Genomic DNA, 24,718 nt, shown 5'->3' with positions numbered 1-24,718 from the left:
ACCCGTCTACGCGGCTTTCACGGCCGTGCGGGCGAAGTCGGCGTCGATGCCGGCGGCCGCGACCTTGCCGTCCTGCACCGCCTGCACCGTGAGATCGATGCCACCGGTCGCCGCGCAATCGCCACCTGCCCACACGCCGGCAAGCGTGGTCTGCCCACTCGCATCCACTGCGATGCGGCTGCCGTCGAGCGTCAACAGTTCGCGCGCGACGCCGACCGGCACCAAGGTTTGACCGATTGCCTTGAGCACCATGTCCGCTTCGACAACGAAACGCTCCTGAGTGCCCCCGCTCGACGTGCGCTCGAATTCGACACCCGTGACCACGCCGTCTTCGCCAATCAGACGCATCGGCCTTGCGTGCGTAATGAGCGTTACGCCGCTGGTCTGCGCGAAGTCGCGTTCGGCCCAGGTGGCGCTCATCGATTCGACGCCGCGTCGATACACCATCGTCACCGTGGTCGCACCGAGCTTATGGCTTTGCACGGCGGCATCCACTGCCGTATTGCCGCCGCCGATCACGACGACCCGGCGGCCGACCGGCACCGTGCCGACGTCGCTCGCGGCGCGTACCTGTTCGATGAAATCCACGGCGTTCATCACGCCGCTCAAGTCTTCGCCTTCCATCGCCAGCGCGCGCACGCCCGTCAGACCGATCGCGAGAAACACGGCATCGTGTTGCTTGCGCAGCGTATCGAGGTCGAGGTCTTGACCCAGCGAGACGCCGTGTTTGATCTCGATACCGCCGACCGAGCACAACCACTCGACTTCCCGCTGCGCAAAATCGTCGACGGTCTTATAGGCAGCGATGCCGTATTCATTGAGGCCGCCCGCTTTTTCGCGAGCGTCGTAAATCGTGACGTCGTGGCCGGCCAGCGCAAGCCGATGCGCGCAAGCGAGTCCCGCCGGCCCCGCGCCGACCACCGCCACCTGCCGGCCAGTCGGTGCGGCCCGCGTGAACAGTGGCTCACCACGCGCCATGGCCCAATCGGTTGCATGACGTTGCAGCGCGCCGATTGCAACCGGCTTCGCATCCTGATGATTACGAACGCATGCGCCTTCGCAAAGAATTTCGGTCGGGCAAACGCGCGCGCACATGCCGCCCATCGGATTGGCCGAGAGAATATCGACCGCCGCGCCTTTCAGATTGCCGTTGCCGATCTTGCGAATGAAACTGGGAATGTCGATCTGCGTGGGGCACGCGTTTACGCACGGCGCGTCGTAGCAGTAGTGGCAGCGACTCGCCGCGGCGGCCGCCGCGCTTGCGTCGAGCAAAGGCGCGATGTCGGAGAACTCGCACGAAAGCTGCTCGGGCGATAGCCGCTGCGCGGCAATGTCGCCGGTTTGCTTGATAGCCATACACGTTCCTTCTTCGATGTGAGGACGTAGCCGGTCCCGCCGGCTGCGCTGAAGCGCAGCCGGGGCGGCATCTTTTATGGGCACGACGGTGAAGCGGATGAAACCACCGCAACCGCAAAAAACTACCGATGGATCATGAAACCGGCTCGCATGCGCGCTCCAGCATCGCGTGCAGCAACACGTTGGCGCCCGCCTCGATCCATTCGAGCGTGGCGTCCTCGATTTCGTTGTGACTGATACCGTCGACGCACGGCACGAACACCATCGACGTCGGCGCGACTTGCGACAGATAACAGGCATCGTGTCCCGCACCGGACACCATGTTGCGATGCGGATAACCGAAGCGTTCCGCCGCCGCGCGCACCGACTTCACGCAGGCTTCGTCGAAGGCGACGGGCGCGTAATAAAAGATCTGGTCGAGTTCGGTTTCAAGGCCGATAGCGCTCGCGATCTTCGCCACACCTTCACGCAAGGCGGCATCCATTTTCGCCAGCACGGCATCGTCGGGATGACGGAAATCGACCGTGAAGAACACCCGCCCGGGAATCACGTTGCGCGAGTTCGGATAGACCTGCATCATGCCGACCGTCGCGCAACCGAACGGTGCGTTGTCGAGGCCGATGCGATTGACCAGATCGACCACGCGCGCGGCGCCAAGCAAGGCATCGCGCCGCCGCGGCATAGGCGTCGGACCCGCATGCGCCTCCTGCCCGGTCAGGGTGATTTCGTACCAGCGTTGACCTTGCGCGTCGGTCACCACGCCGATGGTCTTGTGCTCGGCTTCGAGAATCGGCCCCTGTTCGATGTGCAATTCAAAGGCCGCATGCAAGGGACGTCCGCCGCACGGCAAATCGCCCGCATAGCCGATGCGTTTCAATTCTTCACCGATGGTCTTGCCGTCCACGTCCTTGCGCGAGAGGCCGTAGTCGAGCGTGAACACGCCGGCGAACACGCCTGAGGCGACCATGGCGGGAGCGAAACGCGAGCCTTCTTCGTTGGTCCAGATCACCACCTCGACCGGATGCTCGGTCTCGATGCCGTGATCGTTCAGACTGCGAATCACTTCGAGACCGCCCAGCACGCCGTAAATGCCGTCGAAACGGCCACCGGTGGGTTGCGAGTCCGCGTGCGAGCCGGTCATTACCGGCAGCGCATCGGGATTGCGGCCGGCGCGGCGCATGAACACGTTGCCCATCTGATCGACGCTGATCGTGCAGCCGGCGTCCCTGGCCCAGCTCACGATCAGATCGCGCCCTTCCTTGTCGAGGTCGGTGAGCGCCAGGCGGCAGACACCGCCTTTCGGCGTGGCGCCGATCTTCGCCATCGTCATCAGGCTGTCCCACAGCCGCTTGCCGTCGATCCTGATCGACGTGGCGGGTTCTGCTTGCCTCAATGCTTCGGATACCGCATTCATTCGTCTCGCTCCTTTCGGTGAACCGACATGAAACTGGTGCATCGACGGCGGGTTTTGGGGCGTGCCCGCACGGCAGCGGTGCACACTCGATGCGTGTTGACGCCTCTTGTTCAGAGGGCAAACCCTGGGGCATCGCCCGCTCTTCCAATCCTGTCCAGTTGGACAGGTTGTAGCTGATTAAGCCCGCCAAATCAATGCCTTTCGTACGGTGGAAAACATAGCGAGAAGCGTGCCATTGCAGCGCAGCAGCGCTTTGTCGCGCGCGATGAATGCGCGTGTGCGTGTCGCGTCGAGCGACTAGAATGAAGCGCGACGCGGCACGCATGCCGCCGAAGGCAAACATGAGAGACGACGACGTGGCCGCCGACATCACTGAAAACGAGCAAACCCGCTTGCCTTTGCGGCGGCGCAAGGCACATATTCGCGAGTCGAATGAAGCGCATCTGCTGCAGTGCGCCGAAGCGGTTTTCGCCGAGCGGGGACTCGACGGCGCCAGCACCGCGATGATCGCGGAGCGCGCAGGCTTACCGAAAGCCAACGTGCATTACTACTTCCCGACGAAGCTCGCGTTGTATCGGCGCGTGCTGGAAGATCTGTTCGAAGACTGGCATCGCGCGGCGGATACGTTCGAATGCAGCGACGATCCGGTCGAAGCGATCGGCGGCTACGTGCGCGCGAAAATGGAATTGTCGCGCCGTCGTCCACTCGGCTCGAAGGTATGGGCGAGCGAGATCATTCACGGCGCCGAGCACATGGAGGACATTCTCACCGGACGCGTGAAGCCCTGGCTCGAGAGTCGCGTGAAGGTGATCGACGACTGGATTGCGCGCGGCCTGCTCGCGCCGGTGAATGCGCAAACGCTGATGTACATGATCTGGGCAACCACCCAGCATTACGCCGACTTCGACGCGCAGATTCGCGCGCTCAAAGGCAAGCGTGCGTTGACGCAAAAGGCGTTCGAGGCGACCACGGAAGAGGTGGTGCAGTTGGTGATTCGGGCGTGTGGGGCGGTGTCGCCGACAGACACGCGATCCTCGCGATAGTCCACGGACTAGGTATAATCCGGTCTCATCTCGCAATTATGACTATAGACATCTGACCATAGGTATAATCATGGCAGGACAACTCGTATCCAAATCTGAATTCAAAGCCAAAGCGCTGGAATACTTCCGGCAGGTGGAATCTTCGGGGGAAAGTGTGATCGTTACTGACCATGGCAAACCAGCAGTCGAAGTGCGCCCCTATCGCGGCGTCGAACGCAGCGCCCTCGATGTGCTGCGCGGAACGGTCCTGCGCTATGACAATCCCACGGCGCCCGTGGCGGAGGACGACTGGGAGGCTGCGCAGTGATCGTGCTGGACACCCATACCTTGATCTGGTGGGTCAACGGCGATGCGAGCTTGAGCAGGAAAGCAAAATCGGCGATTACTCAGGAGTTGGCTGGTGGTGACATCGTCGTCTCGGCCATCTCCGCCTGGGAAATTGCCATGCTGGTAGAGCGGGAAAGACTTGATCTCTCGATGGACGTGAGCAGTTGGCTTGCTGCAGTATCGTCGATCGAAGCGGTACGCTTCGTTCCTGTCGATGTAGAAATCTCAATCAAATCCGTCGAGCTGCCTGGCGAGTTCCATAAGGACCCCGCCGACCGGATGATCGTCGCGACAGCCCGCAAACTGGCCGCTCCGCTCGTCACGAAAGACGAAAAGATCCGCGCGTACCGTCACGTTAAAACCATCTGGTGAAGGCACCTTGCGGGCCCACGCCGCGGAGCACCACAAGGGCGCTGAATCCTTGCTCAATACGTCTCCAGATGCAACCGCCCCTCCCGCTTCAACCTCGCCCACAGCACCTCCCAATCCAGCTGATGCCGCTCGCCGATCTCCTTGAGCGCCTGTAGCACGCCGTCCTCCATTCCCTTCAACCCGCACACGTAAATATGCGTGTTGTCGTCCTTCAACATCTGCGCCACATCCACCGCCCGCTCGCGCATCGCGTCCTGCACATAACGCTTCGGTTGACCCGGTGTGCGCGAAAACGCCAGATTGGTGTCGATGAAATCTTTCGGCAGATTGGTGAGCGGCCCGAAGTACGGCAACTCCTCCTTGGTCCGCGCGCCGAAAAACAGCATCAGCTTGCCCGTGGCGCCCTTTAAACGCCGCCGCCGGCGATACTCGGTCATCGCGCGCATCGGCGCCGACCCCGTGCCCGTGCAGATCATCAACAAATGCGAATCTGGATGGTTCGGCATCAGGAAGGTGCCGCCGAACGGTCCGATCACACTGACGACATCGCCCTTCTTCAAATCGCACAAATAGTTCGAGCAGACGCCGTCGATCGTGTCGCCGTGTTGCTGCGAAACGCGTTTGACAGTCAGCGAGACGTTGTTATAACCGGCCCTCTCGCCGTCGCGCGGACTCGCGATCGAATATTGACGCGCGTGATGCGCGCGGCCATCGCCGCTCGCACCCGGCGGCAAAATACCGATCGACTGACCTTCCAGTACGGGAAACGGCATCGTGCCGAAATCGAGCACGATATGATGAATATCGCTATCGGTCGACGCATCCGTGAGCCGGTAGTTGCCGACCACGGTCGCAGTGGTCGGCGTCTTGTGCGTATAGAGATTCACGTACGGCTTAGCGGCCGACCACGGCGGCACGACCGAACCGCGCACGGTGTCCACTTCGATCCCGCTCGCCTCGTCCGACGCATCCACGTTCGACGTTTCATCCACCGCCGCAACGGCCATCGTGGTCTGTTCCGGCAGCACGTCCCACTTGAACTGCTCGTCGACCGGATACGCGTCGGCTCGCAACACGGTGCGCCAGTTGTCGATCGCGCCCGTCGGACAAGGCGGCACGCACGCCATGCAGCCGTTGCAGATTTCCGCCTTGACCACATAGTTACTGTCGTCGTGCGTGATCGCATCGACCGGGCAAGTCTCTTCGCACGTGTTGCAGCGAATGCAGATCTCCGGATCGATCAGATGCTGCCTGAGAACTTCGATCGATACTGGGCCGTTCATGACTTCCTCCACCAGGTACGTCGGACAGATACTCAGTTAAAGCGCACGTATTCGAAATCCACCGGCTGACGGTTCACGCCCATGGCCGGCGGCGCGATCCAGTTGGCGAACTTGCCGGGGTCCGTGACACGACCCATCAGCGACGCTACGTAGGCGCGATCTTCCGGCGTGGCGAGCCACTTCGCCTCGTTGGCGGCCCATTCGGTTTCGCTGACCACGCGGCCGTCGGGCGACACACGCGTGTTCGCAAAAGTGCCGATCTGCCGGTTGAACGCTTTATGCGGCACGGTCATGCGAAAATCGATCCCGGCTTTTTCGAGCACCTTATTCCAGCGGCCCACGCCCGCCACCGAATCCTTGATGTAGTCGTCGCGCAGCACTTCATTCATCGCGTTGAGCATCGGCACTTCGCGCTCGACCAGCTTGCCTTCCTGCACGTCGAGCAGCTTGTAGCTCTGCCCGTTCAATTGATGATCGTCGTCGCGCTTGTTCTCTTCATAGCGGCCTTTCAAACCCGAGCTATAGAAGGTCGCGGCATTCGACGAATGATCCGCGCCGAACAGATCGATCGTCACCGAGTAGTGGAAGTTCAGATAGCGCTGAATGGTCGGCAGATCGATCACACCAGCCGCGCGAATCTTCGCGACGTCGTCGGTGCCCAGTTCGTTCATCACCTGCGCCGTGCGCTGGATCACGCGTGACACGCCCGATTCGCCGACGAACATATGGTGCGCTTCTTCGGTCAACATGAATTTCGTCGTGCGCGCGAGCGGATCGAAGCCCGACTCGGCCAGTGCCGACAACTGGAATTTGCCGTCGCGGTCGGTGAAATACGTGAACATATAGAACGCGAGCCAATCCGGCGTCTTCTCGTTGAATGCACCGAGAATGCGCGGGTTGTCCTCATCGCCGGAACGGCGACCCAGCAGTGCCTCGGCTTCCTCGCGGCCGTCGCGGCCGAAATAGCGATGCAGCAGATACACCATCGCCCACAAATGACGGCCTTCTTCCACGTTGACCTGGAACAGGTTGCGCAAGTCGTACATGGAAGGTGCGGTCAACCCCAGGTGCCGCTGCTGCTCGACCGACGCCGGCTCCGTATCGCCTTGCGTGACGATAATCCGGCGCAGATTGGCGCGATGCTCGCCGGGCACGTCCTGCCAGGCCGCCTCGCCTTTGTGCTCGCCGAAGTGGATCTTGCGATCCTGTTCGCCCGGTGTGAGAAAAATGCCCCAGCGATAATCCGGCATCTTCACGTGATCGAAGTGCGCCCAGCCGCCCGCATCGACGCTCACCGCCGTGCGCAGATAGACGTCATAGCCATGCGAGCCTTCCGGGCCCATATCGCCCCACCAGGACAGAAAATTAGGCTGCCACTGTTCGAGCGCGCGTTGGAGCGCGCGGTCGTCGGCGAGGTTGACGTTGTTCGGAATCTTTTCGCTGTAGTTGATCGTTGACATGGTCGGTTCCTTGTTCGGAAACTGCAGTGCAGACGGTGAGAGGCGAGTCAGGGTCAAACGCGCGAGACGTCGAATTGCGCCTTGCTGCCCTTGCCGTACACCTTGAGCGCGCCCTTCTCGCCCACTGCATTCGGCCGGTTGAAGATCCAGTTCTGCCAGGCAGTGAGACGGCCGAAAATGCGCGTCTCCATCGTTTCCGGTCCGTTGAAGCGCAGATTGGCTTCGAGGCCGGTCAACGCATCCGGTGACATCGCCGCGCGTTCTTCCAGCGCGATGCGGATTTCGTCGGCCCAGTCGATATCGTCGGGCGACGCGGTCACGAGACCGAGCCGTTCGGCTTCCACCGGCTTGATCGGCTGACCGATCAGCGAGCGCACAGCGTCGAGCGGGCCGGCCTCTTCATAGAAACGGCGCGCAAGACGCGATTGATGCGTGACCATCGGATAAAGACCGAAGTTGACTTCGGAGAGCGTGATCGCCGGCTCCTCGTCTTCGTTGGACGGCAGCGCGGCCATGTAGGTGCGGTCTGCTGCGAACGCGAGTTCGGCGAAGGTGCCCACGAAGCAGGAGCCCGGCTCGATCAGCGTGAACAGCGAACGTGAAGACACGTCGATGCGTGCCAGCGTACGACGCAAGAGGCCAATCGTTTCGCGCACGAACCAATGGTCCTTGTGCTGCATCAGCGTGGCATCCACGGCGAGCAGATTGCGCGCTTCGCCTTCGGTTCTGAAGACCCACGTGCCGACCTGCAACTCGTTGGTGCGCATCGACAGGATCGCATCGTCCAGTTCGCGGGCGAATTGCAGCGGCCACCAGTTCACGCCGGCCGCAACGATCGCTTCGATATCGCTGGGCTGTTCCGTCGCGGGTGCTTTCGCCGTGAAGGTGGCAATTCGTTTGGCGCGATCGATCGTGATGTCGAGGGTCCTGTAAGTGAGGCCGTCCTCGCGATCGGTGCGTTCGATACGAGTGAGCACAACGCCTTGCGCATCGGCAGGACGATCGCTTTGTGCGGCGAGTTCGAGCGCGCGCGCCTGGATCGCCTGATCGAACTGATTCGGCTTCACGACTTCATCCACCAGACGCCATGCTTTCGCGCGCTCGCCGCGAATGCCTTCGACCACCGTGCAGAAGATGTCGGCGCGATCGTGGCGCACCTTGCGTTTGTCGGTGACACGCGTCAAACCGCCCGTGCCCGGCAGCACGCCCAGCAGCGGCACTTCCGGCAGCGACACCGACGACGAGCGGTCGTCCACCAGATAGATTTCGTCGCAAGCCAGCGCGAGCTCATACCCGCCGCCGGCGCATGCGCCGTTCACCGCCGCGAGAAACTTCAGCCCCGAGTAGCGCGACGAGTCTTCGAGACCGTTACGCGTTTCGTTGGTGAACTTGCAGAAATTCACCTTCCACGCATGCGAGGACAAACCGAGCATGAAAATGTTGGCGCCCGAGCAGAACACGCGGTCCTTCAGGCTGGTGAGCACCACCGTTTTGACTTCCGGATGCTCGAAGCGGATGCGCTGTATTGCATCGTGCAATTCGATATCGACGCCGAGGTCGTAGGAATTCAGCTTCAGCTTGTAGCCGTCGCGGATGCCGCCTTCCTCGGCGATATCGATGCCGAGCGTTGCAACCGGGCCGCTGAAGGTCAGCTTCCAATGCTTGTACTGCGAGGGATCGGTGCGGTAGTCGACCGGCGCAACGGCGGTTTCTGCTGTGGACATGGGGCGTCTCCTGACTGGACGATGCAAACTCTGTTTTTTGAACAATAGTGCATCATCACACCCATGTAAAGCATTTTAGTGCATGTTTGCTAGTAAACCCCGACGTCTCGCTGCATGTCAGCCTGGGCCTGCCTCATCGGGCGATTCGGCGGCGAGCCTCGCGGCGAGACGATCGCGCAGTTGCAGATAGGCGTCGGCCAAGGTTTTCTCGCTGGTGTCGAAAGTCATGTCGGCACGACCGTAAAGTTCGCTGCGCCCCGCCAGAATGCGCTTGAGATCGTCCATTGCCTCCTTGTTGCCCGACATCGGGCGCAAATCGCCTTGCGCCACCACGCGCCGCATGTGCTCCTCCGGCGTGGCCTGCAGCCAGACGGTGTAGCAGTGCGAGAGCAGCGCATTGAAAGTCCCCGCCTCCGACACCAGGCCACCCGGCGACGCGATCACCGCGCGCTCGTGTTCCTGAATCACCGCCTCGAGCGCGCGGTGTTCATAACGCCGGTAAGCCGCCGCGCCATAGAGCGAATGAATCTCGGAGGGCGGGCAACCGGCCAGTTGCTCGATCACGCGAGTCAGCTCGACGAACGGCACTTTGCGCTCCTGCGCGAGCATCCGCCCGAAGGTCGATTTACCCGCGCCGCGCAGACCGATCAGGGCGATCCGGTCCTTGCGATGCGGGTCGCGCGGCGCCTGGGCGAACATCTCGGCAAGCGCCACGCGGGCGCGCTGCAGCGCCGCCTGGTCGCGCCCTTGCAGCAATTCACGGATCAACAGCCATTCCGCGGACGCGGTGGTTTCGTCGCCGATCACCTCGGCGAGCGGGCAGTTCAAGGTGGCCGCGATCTGCCGCAACACCAGCACCGACGCGTTGCCTACCCCCGACTCCAGATTGGCCAGATGTCGCTCCGACAAACCGGTCTCGGTCGCCAGCGTCTTGCGGGTCATGCCGCGACGCGCGCGCAGCAAACGCACGCGTTCACCCATCGCGGTCAGAAAGGGATCGCGCTCTTCGCGCTCGCCGCCGCGGTCGGCCCGCTCCGCGCGGCCTGCGTCCTCATCGGACGAATCGTCTAGTGGCGCTGGAGAGTAATTTTGGTTCATGTTTCACTGCCTATCGAATACGATACATGTACTATAGTGCTTGACACACACCCGGTGAACGGTTTAATTTTCGCCAAATATTGATCCAATAACAAACGCTGTCGAGCTTTTTCGACAGCGTGACGGAGACGACGCGACATCACGCATGCATTAAGGTGCGTGCGCGCCGATCTGGAGGCTCACATGTCCCCACAAGAATTCCAGCGCCTGATCGCGGGCGTGACCGCGCAACTGGCCGACCGGGCGCTCGACGGCGATCTCGCGGCGTGGCTCAACGGCACCTATCCCGCCGGCGGCGAGACGTTTCGCGATCTCGCCGCGGCGTGCCGCGCGGGCGTGGCCGAAGGCTGGCTGTGCAATCGCGAAGGCGGCGGCATCCGCTACGGCCGGATTTTCAAGGCACTGCCCGAGACACACGGTTTTTCCGTCGACGTGGTCGAGATGAAAAACATTGCCGGTCCCCATCACGTTCATCCAAACGGCGAGATCGATCTGATCATGCCGCTCACCGACGCCGCCACTTTCGACGGCCACCCGGCCGGCTGGTGCGTGTACGGCCCTGGCTCCGCGCATCGACCGACTGTTGCAAACGGCGACGCGCTGGTGCTGTACCTGCTGCCGCAAGGCGCAATCGAATTCACTCCTGCCTGAGAGCCGCCATGACCGAACTATTGAAGAACTACGTGGGCGGCCAATGGGTCGCGGGCCGCGGCGACGGCGTGACGCTCACCGATCCGGTGACAGGCGAAGCGCTCGTGCGCGTGTCGAGCGAAGGCCTCGATCTCGCGCAGGCCTTCGATTTCGCGCGTGACAAAGGCGGCGCGGCGTGGCGCGCGCTGAGTTACGCACAACGTGCCGCCCGCCTCGCCGATATCGTCAAGCTGCTGCAGTCGAAGCGCGACGACTACTACGCGATCGCCACCGCGAACTCGGGCACCACGCGCAACGATTCGGCAGTCGATATCGACGGCGGCATTTTCACCTTGTCGTATTACGCGAAACTCGGTGCGTCGCTCGGCGACGTGCACGCCTTGCGCGACGGCGAGGCGGTCTCGTTGAGCAAGGATCAATCGTTCAGCGTCCAGCACGTGCTCACACCGACGCGCGGCGTGGCGCTCTTGATCAACGCCTTCAATTTCCCATCGTGGGGCTTGTGGGAGAAGGCGGCGCCTGCGTTGCTATCCGGCGTGCCTGTCATCGTCAAACCCGCTACTGCAACGGCCTGGCTCACGCAACGCATGGTCGCCGACGTGGTCGACGCAGGCCTTCTGCCGGCGGGTGCCTTGTCCGTGATCTGCGGCAGTTCCGCAGGCCTGCTCGACCAGGTACAGGCCTTCGATGTCGTGTCCTTCACCGGCTCGGCCGACACCGCCGCGACCTTGCGTGCGCACGCCGCCTTTGTGCAACGCGGCGCGCGTCTGAACGTGGAAGCCGACAGCCTGAACAGCGCGATTCTTTGCGCCGACGCGACGCCGGACACGCCCGCCTTCGACCTCTTCATCAAGGAAGTCGTACGCGAAATCACCGTGAAATCCGGGCAAAAATGCACGGCGATACGCCGCGCGTTCGTGCCGGAGTCCGTGCTCGAAGCGGTGCTGGATGCGCTCAAAACGAAGCTCGCGACGATCACCGTCGGCAATCCGCGCAACGACGCGGTGCGGATGGGCTCACTCGTGAGCCGCGAGCAATACGAGAACGTGCTGGCCGGGATCGCCGCGCTGCGCGAGGAAGCCGTGCTGGCATACGACGGCTCGGCTGCCGCATTGATCGATGCGGATGCAAGCATTGCGGCGTGCGTGGCGCCGCATCTGTTCGTCGTGAACGATCCCGATAGCGCCGCCTTGCTGCACGACGTCGAAGTATTCGGGCCGGTGGCGAGCGTGGCGCCCTATCGCGTCGCCACCGGCCCTGACAGCTTACCCGAAGCGCATGCCGTCGCGCTCGCGCGACGCGGCCAGGGCTCGCTCGTCGCGTCGATCTATTCGAACGACGAAGCGCATCTCGGCCGCCTCGCGCTGGAGCTCGCCGATTCGCACGGACGGGTGCACGCCATCTCGCCATCCGTTCAGCAAAGCCAGACCGGACATGGCAACGTGATGCCGATGTCGCTGCATGGCGGTCCCGGTCGTGCAGGCGGCGGCGAAGAACTGGGTGGCGTGCGTGCGCTCGGGTTCTATCACCGGCGCTCGGCGATCCAGGCGGCCAGCGCGGCGATCGGCACGCTCACGCAAGCGACCCATCTGCCGGGCGCATAGCAACCTTTACGTACCACCCGTCGAGCAGGGAAACGCAAACGCACAAGCATCGAGCGGATCACGAGCGCAAAACAGCCGGACCGCCCCCACCGGATGGAGGAGACATATGGAAGCCCTGCTGGAAACGACTGCAAACCGGCCCGTTGCGCCGATCGAGCCGCCGCCCGCGCTATTCAATTTCGCGGCCTATCTGTTCGCACTGAATGAACCGCGCGCCGGCAAGACCGCCTATATCGACGACACATGCGTCACCACTTACGCCGAACTCGAGAACCGCGCGCGCCGCTTCGCCGGCGCGTTGCGCACGCTCGGCGTGCATCCCGAAGAGCGCGTCCTCCTCGTGATGCTCGATAGCGTGGCGCTACCGGTTGCATTTCTCGGCGCGCTCTACGCAGGCGTGGTTCCGGTCGTCGCCAACACGCTGCTTACATCCGCCGATTATGTGTACATGCTCACCCACAGCCACGCACGCGCCGTCATCGCGTCGGGCCCGCTATTGCCGAGCGTGACACAAGCGCTGGAGTCCGCCGAACACGACGGCTGCCAGTTGATCGTCTCGCAACCGGACACCGGCGAGCCGCTCCTCGCGCCGGTGCTCGAAGCCCTGATCGACGCCGCCGCGCCGGCCGCCAGAGCGGCCGCGACCGGCGGCGACGACATCGCCTTCTGGCTTTACTCGTCGGGTTCGACCGGCAAGCCGAAGGGCACGGTCCACACGCATGCCAATCTGTACTGGACCGCCGAACTGTATGCGAAGCCGATTCTCGGCATCGTCGAAAGCGACGTGGTGTTCTCGGCGGCCAAGCTGTTCTTCGCCTACGGTCTCGGCAATGGACTGACGTTCCCACTGTCGGTCGGCGCCACGGCGATCCTGATGGCGGAACGGCCCACCGCCGACGCGATTTTCGCGCGCCTCGTCAAGCATCGCCCGACGGTGTTCTATGGCGTGCCCACGCTCTACGCGAACATGCTGGTATCGGCCAATCTGCCGGCGCGCAGCGATGTCGCGATGCGCGTGTGCACGTCGGCGGGTGAAGCGCTGCCACGTGAAATCGGCGAGCGCTTTACGGCGCACTTCGGTTGCGAGATTCTCGACGGCATCGGCTCGACGGAAATGCTGCATATCTTTCTGTCCAATCGCGCCGGTGAGGTCGAGTACGGCACCACCGGCCGCCCCGTACCAGGCTATGAAATCGAATTGCGCGACGACCACGGCCAAGCGGTGCCCGATGGCGAAGTCGGCGATCTGTACATCAAGGGGCCGAGTGCGGCGGTCATGTACTGGAACAACCGTGAGAAGTCCCGCGCGACCTTTCTCGGCGAATGGATTCGCAGCGGCGATAAATACTGTCGCCTGCCGAACGGCTGCTATGTATACGCAGGGCGCAGCGACGACATGCTCAAGGTCAGCGGGCAGTATGTGTCACCGGTGGAAGTGGAGATGGTATTGGTGCAGCACGATGCGGTGCTCGAGGCCGCAGTCGTCGGTGTCGATCATGGCGGCCTCGTCAAGACGCGCGCATTCGTGGTGTTGAAGCGTGAATTCGCGCCCTCTGAGATACTCGCGGATGAGTTAAAGGGCTTCGTCAAGGACCGGCTCGCGCCGCATAAGTATCCGCGCGATATCGTGTTCGTCGGCGACTTGCCGAAAACCGCGACCGGCAAGATTCAACGCTTCAAACTGCGCGAACAGTCATAGGGTGAGTTATGCAGGAAACAACGGCTAGCAACTTTGCTGATTTGGCCGCCGGTGAGACGTATGGTCCGTTGCGCATCGAGTACCGCTGGGTCAATCCCGCCGCGGGTGATGCGCCGATCGCCGTCTTCCTGCATGAAGGCCTCGGCTCCGTGGCGATGTGGCGCGACTGGCCGCAGTCGCTATGCGAACGACTCGGTATGCGTGGACTCGTGTATTCACGACCCGGCTACGGCTGGTCGACACCGCGTGCACATCACGTGAAATGGCCAGCCGATTTCATGACCGGTCAAGCGCAGCACGTTCTGCCCGCATTGCTCGACGCGCTCGATATCGACATGCGGGAACGGCAGCGTATGTGGCTGATCGGCCATAGCGACGGCGGTTCGATTGCGTTGCTGTATGCCGCGTTGCATCCCGCAGCGTTGGCGGGCGCGGTGGCGATTGCCCCGCATGTCTTCGTCGAAGACCTCTCGGTGGCGAGCATCGCGCAGACTAAACAGCTCTACGAAAGCACCGATCTTCGCGCGAAACTCAGTCGCTATCACGCCGACGTCGATTCGGCTTTCTATGGCTGGAACGACGTCTGGTTGAATCCGGCGTTCAGACAGTGGTCGATGACGCATCAACTCGCCGCGATCCGCAAGCCGCTACTCGCGGTGCAAGGCCACGACGACAACTACGGAACGATGGACCAGATCGATGCGATCGCCGACCGTGTGCCGCACGCGCAACTCATCAAACTCGACGCTTGCGGACACTCGCCGCATCGCGATGCGCCGGATGCGCTGAACGAGGCGATCGCCGCCTTCGTTGCGCAACAGCGTTAGCCGCTTTGTCGCTGGAATGACATGGCGTATCGCGGCGCGCCTCACCCTCACGCGCCGCGCTATCGGCTTTCGCTACCCGCTGGTCAGATGACCGTCGACAAGCCCAGCGTCAACAACAACGCCGTCACCGAAATAATCGTTTCGCAAACCGTCCACGTCTTGAAGGTCTGCGGCACGGTCATGCCGAAATACTCCTTCACCAGCCAGAAACCGCCGTCGTTCACGTGCGAGAGGATCAGCGAACCCGCGCCGGTCGCCAGCACCAGCAACTCGGGACGCACCCCGCCCACCGTGCCGGCTGCCGCCGCCGCGATCGGCGCGATGATGCCGGCCGCGGTCGCCATCGCCACCGTCGCCGAACCGGTCGCGACGCGAATCAGCGCCGCCACCAGCCACGCGAGAATCAGCAGCGGCACGTGCGCGCCGGTCGCGACATCGACGATCGCTTTCGACGCGCCGCTGTCGATCAGAATGCGCCCGAAGCCCGCGCCCGCTCCCACCACCAGCGTGATGCTCGCGGTCGGTGCGAGACATTCGTTGGTGAACTTGAGGATCTGCTCACGGTTGAAACCGCGCGCCTTGCCGAACGTGATGAAGCTCAGCAACACGGCGAGCAACAACGCCATGTCCGGGTGACCGATCAGACGCAGGGCATTATTCGCCGCCGACTTCGCCGGCACGATCGCATCGGCCCAGCTGCCGAGCAACATCAGCAGTACCGGTAACAGCACCGTCAACAACGTGATGCCGAAGCCCGGCAATTCCTGGTGCGAGCGCCTGGCGTCCTGTTCGATGAACTGCTGCGCCATCGGGTTGATGCCGTCGAGCACGACGAAGCGCGCGATCAGCTTCGAGAACAACGGACCCGCCAGCGCCGCGGTCGGAATGCCGACGATCAGCGCGTAGAAAATCGTGTGACCGATATCCGCGTTGTAGGCAGTCACGGCAAGCAACGCCGCCGGGTGTGGAGGAATCAGGCCGTGCACGACCGACAGACCCGCCACCATCGGAATGCCGACCCGAATCATCGACGTGCCGGTACGCTGCGCGACGTTGAACGCGATTGGAATCAGCAGCACGAAGCCGACTTCGAAGAACACCGGCAAGCCGACGAGGAAGGCGATGCACATCATCGCCCAATGCACGTTCTTCGGCCCGAACAGGTCGATCAAGGTGCGCGCGATACGCTCGGCGCCGCCCGATTCGGCCATCATCTTGCCGAGCATCGTGCCGAGACCGACCACGATCGCAATGTGGCCGAGCGTGCCGCCCACACCGGTTTCAAACGACTTGAGAATCGACGTCGCCGGCATGCCGACAGCAAGTGCCAGCGCCACCGACACCATCATCAAGGTGATAAACGGATTCATCTTGAAGCGCGCGATCAACACGACCAGCGCGATGATGGCGATCAATGCATAGACGAGTAACAGACTTCCTTGAACGGTCGCCATGAGTGCTCCTGAAGGGAAAGAGCCGCACCGCCGCTTCCCGCGTGTCGAGGCACGCGGGATCTTGTGTCGGTGTGCGGCGACGCGGGCCGCGTACTTAGAACTTGTGGCGAATGCCGGCGACGGTGACGAACTGGCCGTTGTTGCTCGACGGATTCGAAATGCCTTCGACCCATGCGTGCGAACCCGACGCGCGCTGATAGATACCGTTCAGGTACAGGTCGGTCGTCTTCGACAGGAAGTACTCGCCGCCCACGCTCAACTGGTTGTAGTGCGCGTTGGCGGCCGTCGTGCCGCTGGTGTTTTGCGTCGTGTAGATGTAGCCGAGCGCGAGCAGTGCAGCCGGCGTGAACTGATACTTCAGGCTCGCCTCGTAGTTGGCGAAGCGCAGGCTGCCGCCGTTGAGCAACTGGAATTGCGAGTTCGTGTAAAGCAGCGCGACGGTCGCCGGGCCGAATGCGTACGCACCGCCCGCACCCCACACCTGATTGCGCTTCACACCGCTGATGATCGACGAGCCCGTGCCGTAGTAGTTATCCGAAGGCGCTGCGCCGGCGGTGTTGCTGGCCGGCTGGTCGACCAGCGAGTACGCCGCATCCAGACGCAGCGGGCCGTTCGCGTAGTCCGCGCCGACACTCCATGCGCGATTGTTGGCGAATTCGCCGGCGGTATTCGAGAACGCGTACATCGCGTTCGCGGTGAAGCCGGCGATAGTCGGCGTCGTGTACTTGACCGCGTTGTCGGTACGATAGGTGTTGTTGATGTCGTCGTTATCGTAGATTGCGTTGCCGTACTGGCTCATCGCGCCGACGCCGTTGATCTGCACGTTCGACAGATAGTCCTGCACGCTGTTGTACTGACGGCCGAGTGTGATCGTGCCGGCCTTGTTGTTCTGCAAGGCCACCCACGCGCTGCGGCCGAACATGCGCCCACCCTGGCCCGATGCGCCCGACTCCAGGCTGAAGCCGTTTTCGAGTTTGAAGAGCACTTTGTTGCCGCCGCCCAGATCTTCCGTGCCCAGCAGGCCCCAGCGCGAACCCTGCACGTTGCCCTGAGTCGCCTGATAGGCCTTCTCGCCCTTCTGGTTGTTCGTGAAGGTAAAGCCTGCGTCGACGATGCCGTACAGCGTCACGCTGCTTTGCGCGTGAGCGGCTTGCGTGGCGAGTCCGGCGACAGCGAGGGCGGCGGCGGTACGGAGAATCTGCGTGTGCTTCATGGTTTCCTCAAGTCGAAAGAAAAACAAACGCCGGTGACACCCTAGTGTTCCGACGATATAAGTAGTACTGAACAGGCGAGTCAAAACGGCACCGGAACGAAGTCCGGTGCTACAGTCAAACCAGGGTTGTCGATGAATCGGTCGCTAGCGCGAGAGAATCAATCGGGCCAGTTACGGCGTGCTGCAATACGGCGTGCGTCGCGCAGATAGAACGGCGTGACGATAGGTTCGGGCGATCTTTGGGCTCGCTCCAGTTCGCTAGTCAGTCTTTCCAGCACGACTCGCTCTTCGCCCGGATGCAGATTGCACGGGTCGAGAAAGAAGAAGTGCAACTCCGCCTCGTGGTCGCGCACGATTACCGGCGCCTCTCCCGCCGACGGACGCGCGAGCGCATCCGCGAGATCCCAGGCGGTAATGCGCGTCTGTTTCGGATCGATATGCAGCTTCAGACGGTCCAGCGGATTGCCGGTCGGATCGGCGTCGATCTCGGCCCATACGCCTTCGCAACGGTTCAGGCTTTCGCGCCACAACGTGAGGTAGCCCCGCTCGCGGGCGCGAACCGCGACATGATCGCGCTGCTGCCACTGTTCGAGCGCGGCAATGGCGCCGACGATACCTTCCTTGCCGACCTTCATGCCACGGCCGATGCCGCCGTTCTGGAAATAAGCGGCACGTACCAGCGCTTTCCTGCCCGCGACGATACCGGCCGTCAGACCGCCAAGAAACTTGTGCGCCGAATACAGCACCAGGTCCGCACCGGCCGAGATGAAGCGTTTGAGATCGTATTCCGAGGCAGCGTCGACGATCACCGGCACGCCTTTCGCATGCGCGAGCGCGATGAATTCTTCGAGCGGGATCAGACCGAACTGCACCGTGTGGTGCGAAACGACGTAGAGTGCCGCAGCGGTGCGTTCGGTGATGGCGGTGCCAAGCTGATAACCATGCGCTTCAGTCGCCGCGCCCACTGCTACGACGCGCGCGCCCGACAGACGGATCGCCTGATCGATCGGTGCGCCATAATTGACGAGGTGGCCGGTCTGGATCACGACTTCGTTGCGCATGCCCGGCATGCCGCCAGTATCCGGCAGACGCTCGATCAGGCCGTGATCGTCGCCTGTCATGGCGGCGGCGATGGTGAGCGTAATAGCCGCCGAGCACGAGGCGGTCACGTAACCGGCCTCGCTGCCGCATGCTTCGGCGATTGCCGCCGAGGCCTTGCGCTGCAGATCGTCGATCTCGACGAATTGCGGCAGCACATGCGCCACTGCCTCGATTACCGGGGCGCTGACAATGGACGCGCCCAGACTCGTCATCGTGCCCGAAACATTGATGACAGGGCGTAAGCCAAAACGAGAGCGAGTGTCCATTAAAGCGCCTCCAGCCGGTATTTCTTAATTATGGAATATATGTTGTAATTGAGGATCAGTCTAGCATACAATCCCCCTGCGTCAACTGGACAAAAACATACAGAGACAGAGGAGCAAGATGGCTCGCACGTCCCGACCGCAGCAGTCCGCAACAGCCGATGCGGCAGCAGAATCGACCCGATCCGCCGAGGCACCGGCGGCCGCTGAAACAGCGGCGCCGCGCACGCGCACCAGCGCGCTCGACCGCGCCGTGCAGATTGTCGACGCGCTTCAGCAGGCCAACCGCCCCGCCACCGCGTACGAAGTCGCGCGCATGGTCGGCGCGCCGTTGTCTACGGTGTATTCGATCATCAACGACATGGTCGAGAAGAACCTGCTCGCGCGGCGCCTGGACGGCGGCATCTGGCTCGGCTCGCGTCTATATGGATACGGCCTGACTTACGCCAGCTCGCTCGACTATCTCGCCGTCGCGCACGAAGAAATGCAACGTCTCTCGGCGGAAGTCGAAGAGACCGTGCAGGTCTGCGGACTCGAAGACGGCATGATGGTCGTGCAGCAAATGGCCGAAGGCCCCGGACATTTCCGCGTGACCTCGCGCGTCGGCAGTCGCGTGCCGCTCAACTGGACGGCGTCGGGCCGGCTGCTGGTGGGCCATCTGCCCGACGCCGAACGGATCGCTTTTTTCGCGCAGCATGCGCAAAGCTCGCCCACCGGCCGCGCCGAAACGCGGCCCGAGGTGCTCGCGGCAATCGCTCGCGAAGCGTTGCAGGCGCGGCTGTCGATTCAGATCGGCGAGTCGGATGCGTCGGTGGCCTGCCTCGCGGCGCCCGTGCTCGACAACACGGGGGCGTGCGTCTTCACCATCTCGATCGTGATGCCGGAGGCGAAAGCCGAACTCGGCACCGAGCGTTTCGCGCAGGCCGTGCAGTCGGTGGCTGCGCGCATCGAAGCGCGCCTCGGCTGGCGCCATCACGATCAGGAACCGGCCGCGTAGCACGCCTTCGCACTCACTCATTCACACCATTCGTCCTCATTTCCTATCGATGAACTGCTACGACCGGCTGCACACGCGCGGCCTCAAGCTTCCGCAAGTGCCGACGCCGATCGGCAATTTCAGGCACTGCACGCGCGAGGGCAACCTGCTGTATCTATCCGGCCAGGGACCGCTCGACGAAACCGGCCGCTTGATGACCGGCAAGGTCGGCGCCACGGTCACCGCAGACGAAGCCTACCGGCACGCGCAAATGGTCGGCCTCAATCTGCTCGCGGTGCTGCATAACGAACTGGGCGATCTGCGACGCGTGAAGAGCGTGGTCAAGCTGCTCGGCATGGTCAATGCCGCGCCGGACTTCACCGAGCACCCTCGCGTCATCAACGGCTGCTCCGATCTGTTCGTCGATATATTCGGCGAAGCCGGTCGCCATTCGCGCTCGGCGGTCGGCGTGGGTTCGCTGCCGGGCAATATTACCGTCGAGATCGAGGCGATCGTCGCGATCGCGGACTGACGGGGAATCAATTCCCCAACTTTCCCCAACTCACCATTTCTTCACAAAAGTTACACAGGTCAGCGACTATCCTTCGGCATCGCTGACCGGGGCATCGCTAACGCCCTGGCACTCCCTCCCCGTGCCGGAGACATGCCATGTCCGTTCTGTCGCAGCCGACTGCCGCTTCGCGTCGCAAACGTTTGACGAGGGCGTTGATCGTCGTGTCGCTATGCATGCTGAGCGCAGCCTGCAGTGACGACGAGAGGACGCCCGACGCGAGCACCACCAGTTCGACCGGCAGTCCCGCTACCGACGACAACGGCAGCACCACCGTACTCCCGGCAAATCCCGCATCCGTCGCCCCCGCACCCGCAGCATTCACGATTCAAACCCCTGCACTACCTGCTTCAAGCGCCGACCCGGCATTGTCCTCGGCCGCGCCGACGCCGCTCGCCCCGCCCGTGATCCACACCGTGGACTGAGTTCCGCGCCCCCACGCGACGCGCGGCTCAAGCTCGCGCGCCTTGTGCATCGTTCCTCCACCGAAGATCGAAAGCCAATACCATGACTTCAAAAAATCGCCGTGATTTTCTGCGCTCCGCTGCCCACGCCGCCGGTTCCGCGACCGCGTTGAGCATGTTGCCGCTGGGCATTCGCAACGCGCTCGCCATTCCGGCCAACAACCAGACCGGTTCGATTCGCGACGTCGAGCACATCGTCGTGCTGATGCAGGAAAACCGTTCGTTCGATCACTACTTCGGCACGCTCAAGGGCGTACGCGGTTTTGGCGACACGCGCGCGATCAACCTGCCGAACGGCAAGCCGGTTTGGTATCAGCCGCTTGCCGCCGACGCCGGCTACGTGTTGCCGTTCCACCCTACCGCGCCGAACCTCGGCCTGCAATTCCTGCAAGACCTCGCGCACGACTGGAACAGCACGCACGCCGCATGGAACGGCGGCCGCTACGATCAGTGGGTACCGTCGAAAGGCACCACGACGATGGCCTACCTCACGCGCGACGACATTCCGTTTCACTATCAGCTCGCCGACGCCTTCACGATCTGCGACGCGTACCACTGCTCGCTGATGGGCCCGACCGATCCGAACCGTTACTACATGTGGAGCGGCTGGGTCGGCAACGACGGCAGCGGCGGCGGTCCGGTGATCGACAATTCCGAACTCGGCTACGGCTGGTCGACGTATCCCGAAGTGCTGCAGAACGCGGGCATCACGTGGAAGATCTATCAGGACATGGGCACCGGACTCAACGCAAGCGGCTCGTGGGGCTGGACGCAGAATCCGTACATCGGCAATTACGGCGACAACTCGCTGCTGTACTTCAATCAATACCGTAACGCGCAGCCGGGCAATCCGCTCTACGACAACGCGCGCACCGGCACCAACGCCGCACAAGGCGACGGCTACTTCGACATTCTGAAGCGCGACGTGCAGAACAACTCGCTGCCGCAAGTTTCGTGGATCGTCGCGCCCGAAGCGTATTCCGAGCATCCGAACTGGCCGTCGAACTATGGCGCGTGGTACATCGATCAGGTGCTGCAGATTCTCACGTCGAACCCCGAGGTGTGGAGCAAGACGGTCCTGCTGATCAACTACGACGAGAACGACGGCTTCTTCGATCATATGTCGCCGCCGTTCGCCCCGGCTTCGAGCGCGAACGGTCTGTCTACGGTCGACACCAGCAACGAAATCTACGCCGGCACTACGCAGACTTCATCGGGTCCGTACGGGCTCGGTCCGCGCGTGCCGATGCTGGTGGTCTCGCCGTGGTCGAAAGGCGGCTACGTGTGCTCGGAACTGTTCGACCATACGTCGGTAATCCGCTTCATCGAAAAGCGTTTTGGCCATGACCACAACCTCGGCGAATCGAATATCACGCCGTGGCGCCGTGCCGTGTGCGGCGATCTGATGTCGGCCTTCAACTTCACCAATCCGAACGACGCGCTCCCGGCCCTGCCGGGCACGACCGGCTACGTGCCGCCCGATCAGAACCGTCACGCGGATTACGTGCCAGTGCCGCCGCTGGTGCAAGCCGTCCCGAAGCAGGAGTCCGGCGTGCGCCCGGCACGCGCGCTGCCGTACGAACTGTTCGTGCGCGTGCATGGCGAAAGCAACGGCAACCAGCTCACGATGCGCTTCGTCAACACGGGCCGTACCGGCGCGGTATTTCTGGTCTATGCCGCCAACAGCCTCGACGCGCCGCGCACCTATACGGTCGAAGCCGGCAAGCGCCTGCAGGATCAATTGCCGCTGAATGCCGACGGTACCTACGATTTCACCGTGTACGGTCCGAACGGTTTTCTGCGACGCTTCGCTGGCAAGCCGGTTGCCCGCAACTGGTGGAATGGCGCGGATACCGCGCGACCGGAAGTGGCCGAAGGCTACGACGTCTCGAACGGCAATCTGCAATTGCGACTGGAAAACGTGGGCAGTGCGCGTTGCCAGTTCACGATCGTCAACGCCTATGACACCGGCAACGTAATCAAGCACGCCGTGCGTGGCGGCGATACGGAGCAGCTATATCTCGATCTGCGCAATGCGCATGGCTGGTACGACCTCGCGATTACGGTCGACACCGACGCTTCGTTCGTACGCCGTTTTGCTGGTCACGTGGAGACGGGCAAGAGCAGCATGAGCGATCCGGCACTGGGTAGCTAAAGCGTGAATGGCCGCTGCGTCGAAAAACGCAGTGGCCTTTTCGATTCGCGCTCCGGTTCAGGCCGCCACCGCCGCCGTCAACGAAGCCCGCTCGCGCGCATTCTCGCGAATTGTCTGGACGATGAACTCCGCGTCGCGCGCGACGCCGGAGAAGCGTCCCGATCCCCACGTATGCAACCATGGCAAGCCGACGAAATACAGACCGTCGATCGGCGTGATGCCGCGCGTATGCGCCGGATAGCCTCGGCCATTGAACACCGGTGCATCGAGCCAGCTGAAATCAGGCGTGAAGCCGATACACCACACAATCGCTGCGATCCCGCTCGTTTCCAGATCGAGCGTAGCCCGCTCTTCCGCTGGACGCCACACGGGTTCATAGGCACCGCCAGCGGGCGCATCGATAGCGTGCTTTTCAATGAAGCCGTCGATACTCGCATTGATCCGGTTGTAGGTATCGTCCGCTGCGTCGAGATTGGCGCCGAGCGTCGGCGAGAAATGAAATTGGCCGTCGCGCAGGTCGTCGAGTCGACCGTATAACTCCATGCCTTCCGCTGCAAACCGGCGCAGGTCGATATCGCGCCCGCCGTCGCGGCCCGTCACGTAGTGATTGGTGTTGTCGCGTACGCCTTCACGCAGCGGATGCTTCTCGACCGGCATGTCGTAATACTGCATATCGGCCAGCCAGTCGACCACGTCGCGACCGCGATAGAAGCGCGCGCAGCGTGGCGCTTCGCCGACCGCGAGCACGACCTTGCGCCCCGCCAGATGCAGATCCTCGGCAATCTGCGCGCCGGATTGTCCGGTGCCGACCACCATCACCGCGCCCTCGGGCAGCGATTGCGGATTGCGATACGCGGACGACTGAATCTGCACGACCCGCGCGGGCAAACGTTCGGCGAGCCGCGGCACGATCGGTGTGTGATAGCCACCCGAGGCCACTACGACCTGATCCGCGGTGAACTCGCCTTGTGTGGTCACGACTGAATAAACGCCATCGTCGCGCCGCTTGACGCGTTTGACTTCGGTCCGCTCGAGCACCGGCGCTTCGACCTGCGCGATGAAACCGTCGAGGTACGCAACGATCTCGTCCTTCTTCATGAAGCCGTGCGGATCGTCGCCGCGATACGGGTAACCCGGCAGAGCGCATTGCCAGTTCGGCGTCACGAGACAGAACGCGTCCCAGCGCTGCTCGCGCCAGGTGTGCGTCACCGTATTCTTTTCAATGACGAGATGGTCGAGGCCGGCCTCCTTGAGGTAATGGCTCACCGACAGTCCCGCCTGGCCGCCGCCTACGACGAGCACGCTATAGTGCCCTTCGGCGCGCGGGAGATGTGCTGGATTCGACATGATGCATCCTCTGAAAAAAATCAGCGCCTAGCTGAACTCGATTACCTTGACCGCCGCATTCGGCCGGTCACGAAAACGCGCCGCCTCGCGCTCGATCTGCGCGAGTTGATCCATCGCCGCCGAACAGGCAAAGCCATATTTCTCGCGCACGCGCTCGGAAGCGATGCCGAGCGCCTGACGCGAACGTGCGACGAAATCGTCCAGCGCGTAGGCCTCACCCGGTGTGAAGAAGTCGCGAATGACGAGCGAGGGCGAATAGCAGTTCGCCTCGCCGCCGTCGGGCCATTGAATACGGAAATGCATGACGGGCATGGCT

22 protein-coding genes are annotated in these 24,718 nt (G+C 62.7%); 11 read left to right on the top strand and 11 right to left on the bottom strand.

Annotated elements, in window-relative coordinates; all coding sequences use genetic code 11:
• Positions 1–6 precede the first annotated feature (6 nt).
• Together FQ705_RS26080 and FQ705_RS26075 are read right to left on the bottom strand one after the other, a co-directional pair.
• Positions 7–1,356 carry an NAD(P)-dependent oxidoreductase gene (locus FQ705_RS26080; RefSeq protein ID WP_144145962.1) on the bottom strand — a complete coding sequence of 450 codons (1,350 nt, stop codon included), beginning with the start codon at positions 1,354–1,356 and terminating at the stop codon, positions 7–9.
• Positions 1,357–1,489: 133 nt separating this feature from the next.
• Positions 1,490–2,770 carry a Zn-dependent hydrolase gene (locus tag FQ705_RS26075; RefSeq protein ID WP_144145961.1) on the bottom strand — a complete coding sequence of 427 codons (1,281 nt, stop codon included), beginning with the start codon at positions 2,768–2,770 and terminating at the stop codon, positions 1,490–1,492.
• A 302-nt stretch (positions 2,771–3,072) separates the two neighbouring features.
• Between FQ705_RS26075 and FQ705_RS26070 the strand changes: the two genes are divergently transcribed.
• The 3 genes from FQ705_RS26070 to FQ705_RS26060 all read left to right on the top strand — a co-directional run bounded on the left by FQ705_RS26070 (position 3,073) and on the right by FQ705_RS26060 (position 4,512).
• Entirely contained in the window at positions 3,073–3,813 is a 741-nt protein-coding gene (locus FQ705_RS26070) for a TetR/AcrR family transcriptional regulator (RefSeq protein ID WP_186308001.1), read from the top strand.
• A 70-nt stretch (positions 3,814–3,883) separates the two neighbouring features.
• Positions 3,884–4,120 carry a type II toxin-antitoxin system Phd/YefM family antitoxin gene (locus FQ705_RS26065; protein ID WP_144145958.1) on the top strand — a complete coding sequence of 79 codons (237 nt, stop codon included), beginning with the start codon at positions 3,884–3,886 and terminating at the stop codon, positions 4,118–4,120.
• Positions 4,117–4,512, top strand: coding sequence for a type II toxin-antitoxin system VapC family toxin (locus tag FQ705_RS26060; protein WP_144145956.1), 396 nt, complete (start codon positions 4,117–4,119; stop codon positions 4,510–4,512). Before FQ705_RS26065 ends, FQ705_RS26060 begins: the two co-directional genes overlap by 4 nt.
• A 53-nt stretch (positions 4,513–4,565) precedes the next feature.
• Here FQ705_RS26060 and boxA read toward each other — a convergent pair whose 3' ends face one another.
• From boxA to FQ705_RS26040, 4 genes are all read right to left on the bottom strand, one after another.
• Positions 4,566–5,795, bottom strand: a complete 1,230-nt coding sequence (gene boxA, locus FQ705_RS26055; RefSeq protein WP_144145954.1) for a benzoyl-CoA 2,3-epoxidase subunit BoxA — start codon at positions 5,793–5,795, stop codon at positions 4,566–4,568.
• A 32-nt stretch (positions 5,796–5,827) separates the two neighbouring features.
• On the bottom strand, positions 5,828–7,255 hold the full coding sequence (gene boxB, locus FQ705_RS26050) for a benzoyl-CoA 2,3-epoxidase subunit BoxB (protein WP_144145952.1): 1,428 nt from the start codon (positions 7,253–7,255) through the stop codon (positions 5,828–5,830).
• A 53-nt stretch (positions 7,256–7,308) separates the two neighbouring features.
• Positions 7,309–8,979, bottom strand: coding sequence for a 2,3-epoxybenzoyl-CoA dihydrolase (gene boxC / locus FQ705_RS26045; protein WP_144145950.1), 1,671 nt, complete (start codon positions 8,977–8,979; stop codon positions 7,309–7,311).
• Positions 8,980–9,096: 117 nt separating this feature from the next.
• Positions 9,097–10,077: a helix-turn-helix transcriptional regulator gene (locus FQ705_RS26040; RefSeq protein WP_144145948.1), complete on the bottom strand. Its 981-nt coding sequence runs from the start codon at positions 10,075–10,077 to the stop codon at positions 9,097–9,099.
• A gap of 183 nt (positions 10,078–10,260) precedes the next feature.
• On the opposite strand from FQ705_RS26040, the gene FQ705_RS26035 reads away from it, so the two are divergent.
• The 4 genes from FQ705_RS26035 (at position 10,261) to FQ705_RS26020 (ending at position 14,858) form a co-directional block, all read left to right on the top strand.
• The gene (locus tag FQ705_RS26035) at positions 10,261–10,728 is read left to right on the top strand and encodes a DUF4863 family protein (RefSeq protein WP_144145946.1); all 468 of its coding nucleotides are present in this window, start codon (positions 10,261–10,263) and stop codon (positions 10,726–10,728) included.
• A gap of 8 nt (positions 10,729–10,736) precedes the next feature.
• Positions 10,737–12,332 carry a 3,4-dehydroadipyl-CoA semialdehyde dehydrogenase gene (locus FQ705_RS26030; protein WP_144145944.1) on the top strand — a complete coding sequence of 532 codons (1,596 nt, stop codon included), beginning with the start codon at positions 10,737–10,739 and terminating at the stop codon, positions 12,330–12,332.
• 106 nt (positions 12,333–12,438) lie between these two features.
• Positions 12,439–14,031 (top strand): benzoate-CoA ligase family protein, encoded by a 1,593-nt coding sequence (locus FQ705_RS26025; RefSeq protein WP_144145941.1) that lies wholly within the window; start codon positions 12,439–12,441, stop codon positions 14,029–14,031.
• Between the two features lie 8 nt (positions 14,032–14,039).
• Entirely contained in the window at positions 14,040–14,858 is an 819-nt protein-coding gene (locus FQ705_RS26020; RefSeq protein ID WP_144145939.1) for an alpha/beta fold hydrolase, read from the top strand.
• An 83-nt stretch (positions 14,859–14,941) separates the two neighbouring features.
• Here the strand turns inward: FQ705_RS26020 and FQ705_RS26015 are convergent, their stop codons facing one another.
• The 3 genes from FQ705_RS26015 to FQ705_RS26005 all read right to left on the bottom strand — a co-directional run bounded on the left by FQ705_RS26015 (position 14,942) and on the right by FQ705_RS26005 (position 18,892).
• Positions 14,942–16,312 (bottom strand): gluconate:H+ symporter, encoded by a 1,371-nt coding sequence (locus FQ705_RS26015; protein ID WP_144145937.1) that lies wholly within the window; start codon positions 16,310–16,312, stop codon positions 14,942–14,944.
• A 94-nt stretch (positions 16,313–16,406) separates the two neighbouring features.
• Positions 16,407–17,525 (bottom strand): porin, encoded by a 1,119-nt coding sequence (locus FQ705_RS26010; protein WP_144145935.1) that lies wholly within the window; start codon positions 17,523–17,525, stop codon positions 16,407–16,409.
• Positions 17,526–17,683: 158 nt separating this feature from the next.
• On the bottom strand, positions 17,684–18,892 hold the full coding sequence (locus tag FQ705_RS26005) for an aminotransferase class V-fold PLP-dependent enzyme (protein ID WP_144145933.1): 1,209 nt from the start codon (positions 18,890–18,892) through the stop codon (positions 17,684–17,686).
• 118 nt (positions 18,893–19,010) lie between these two features.
• Here FQ705_RS26005 and FQ705_RS26000 point away from each other — a divergent pair, with 118 nt between their 5' ends.
• The 4 genes from FQ705_RS26000 (at position 19,011) to FQ705_RS25985 (ending at position 23,055) form a co-directional block, all read left to right on the top strand.
• A complete protein-coding gene (locus FQ705_RS26000) occupies positions 19,011–19,886 on the top strand; it encodes an IclR family transcriptional regulator (protein ID WP_144145931.1) in 876 nt (291 codons plus the stop codon).
• Positions 19,887–19,935: 49 nt separating this feature from the next.
• Positions 19,936–20,397 (top strand): RidA family protein, encoded by a 462-nt coding sequence (locus FQ705_RS25995; protein WP_144145929.1) that lies wholly within the window; start codon positions 19,936–19,938, stop codon positions 20,395–20,397.
• A 137-nt stretch (positions 20,398–20,534) separates the two neighbouring features.
• Entirely contained in the window at positions 20,535–20,861 is a 327-nt protein-coding gene (locus FQ705_RS25990; RefSeq protein WP_144145927.1) for a hypothetical protein, read from the top strand.
• 82 nt (positions 20,862–20,943) lie between these two features.
• Entirely contained in the window at positions 20,944–23,055 is a 2,112-nt protein-coding gene (locus FQ705_RS25985; RefSeq protein ID WP_144145925.1) for a phosphocholine-specific phospholipase C, read from the top strand.
• Between the two features lie 57 nt (positions 23,056–23,112).
• Here FQ705_RS25985 and FQ705_RS25980 read toward each other — a convergent pair whose 3' ends face one another.
• A complete protein-coding gene (locus FQ705_RS25980) occupies positions 23,113–24,402 on the bottom strand; it encodes an MSMEG_0569 family flavin-dependent oxidoreductase (protein WP_144145923.1) in 1,290 nt (429 codons plus the stop codon).
• Positions 24,403–24,429: 27 nt separating this feature from the next.
• Positions 24,430–24,714, bottom strand: a complete 285-nt coding sequence (locus FQ705_RS25975; protein WP_144145921.1) for an MSMEG_0570 family nitrogen starvation response protein — start codon at positions 24,712–24,714, stop codon at positions 24,430–24,432.
• Positions 24,715–24,718 lie beyond the last annotated feature (4 nt).

The sequence above is a fragment of the Paraburkholderia sp. BCC1884 genome (assembly GCF_900996225.1).
GTDB lineage: Bacteria > Pseudomonadota > Gammaproteobacteria > Burkholderiales > Burkholderiaceae > Paraburkholderia.
The sequence above is the reverse complement of the archived record's forward strand: the minus strand, read 5'-3'. Positions and strand labels throughout refer to the sequence as shown.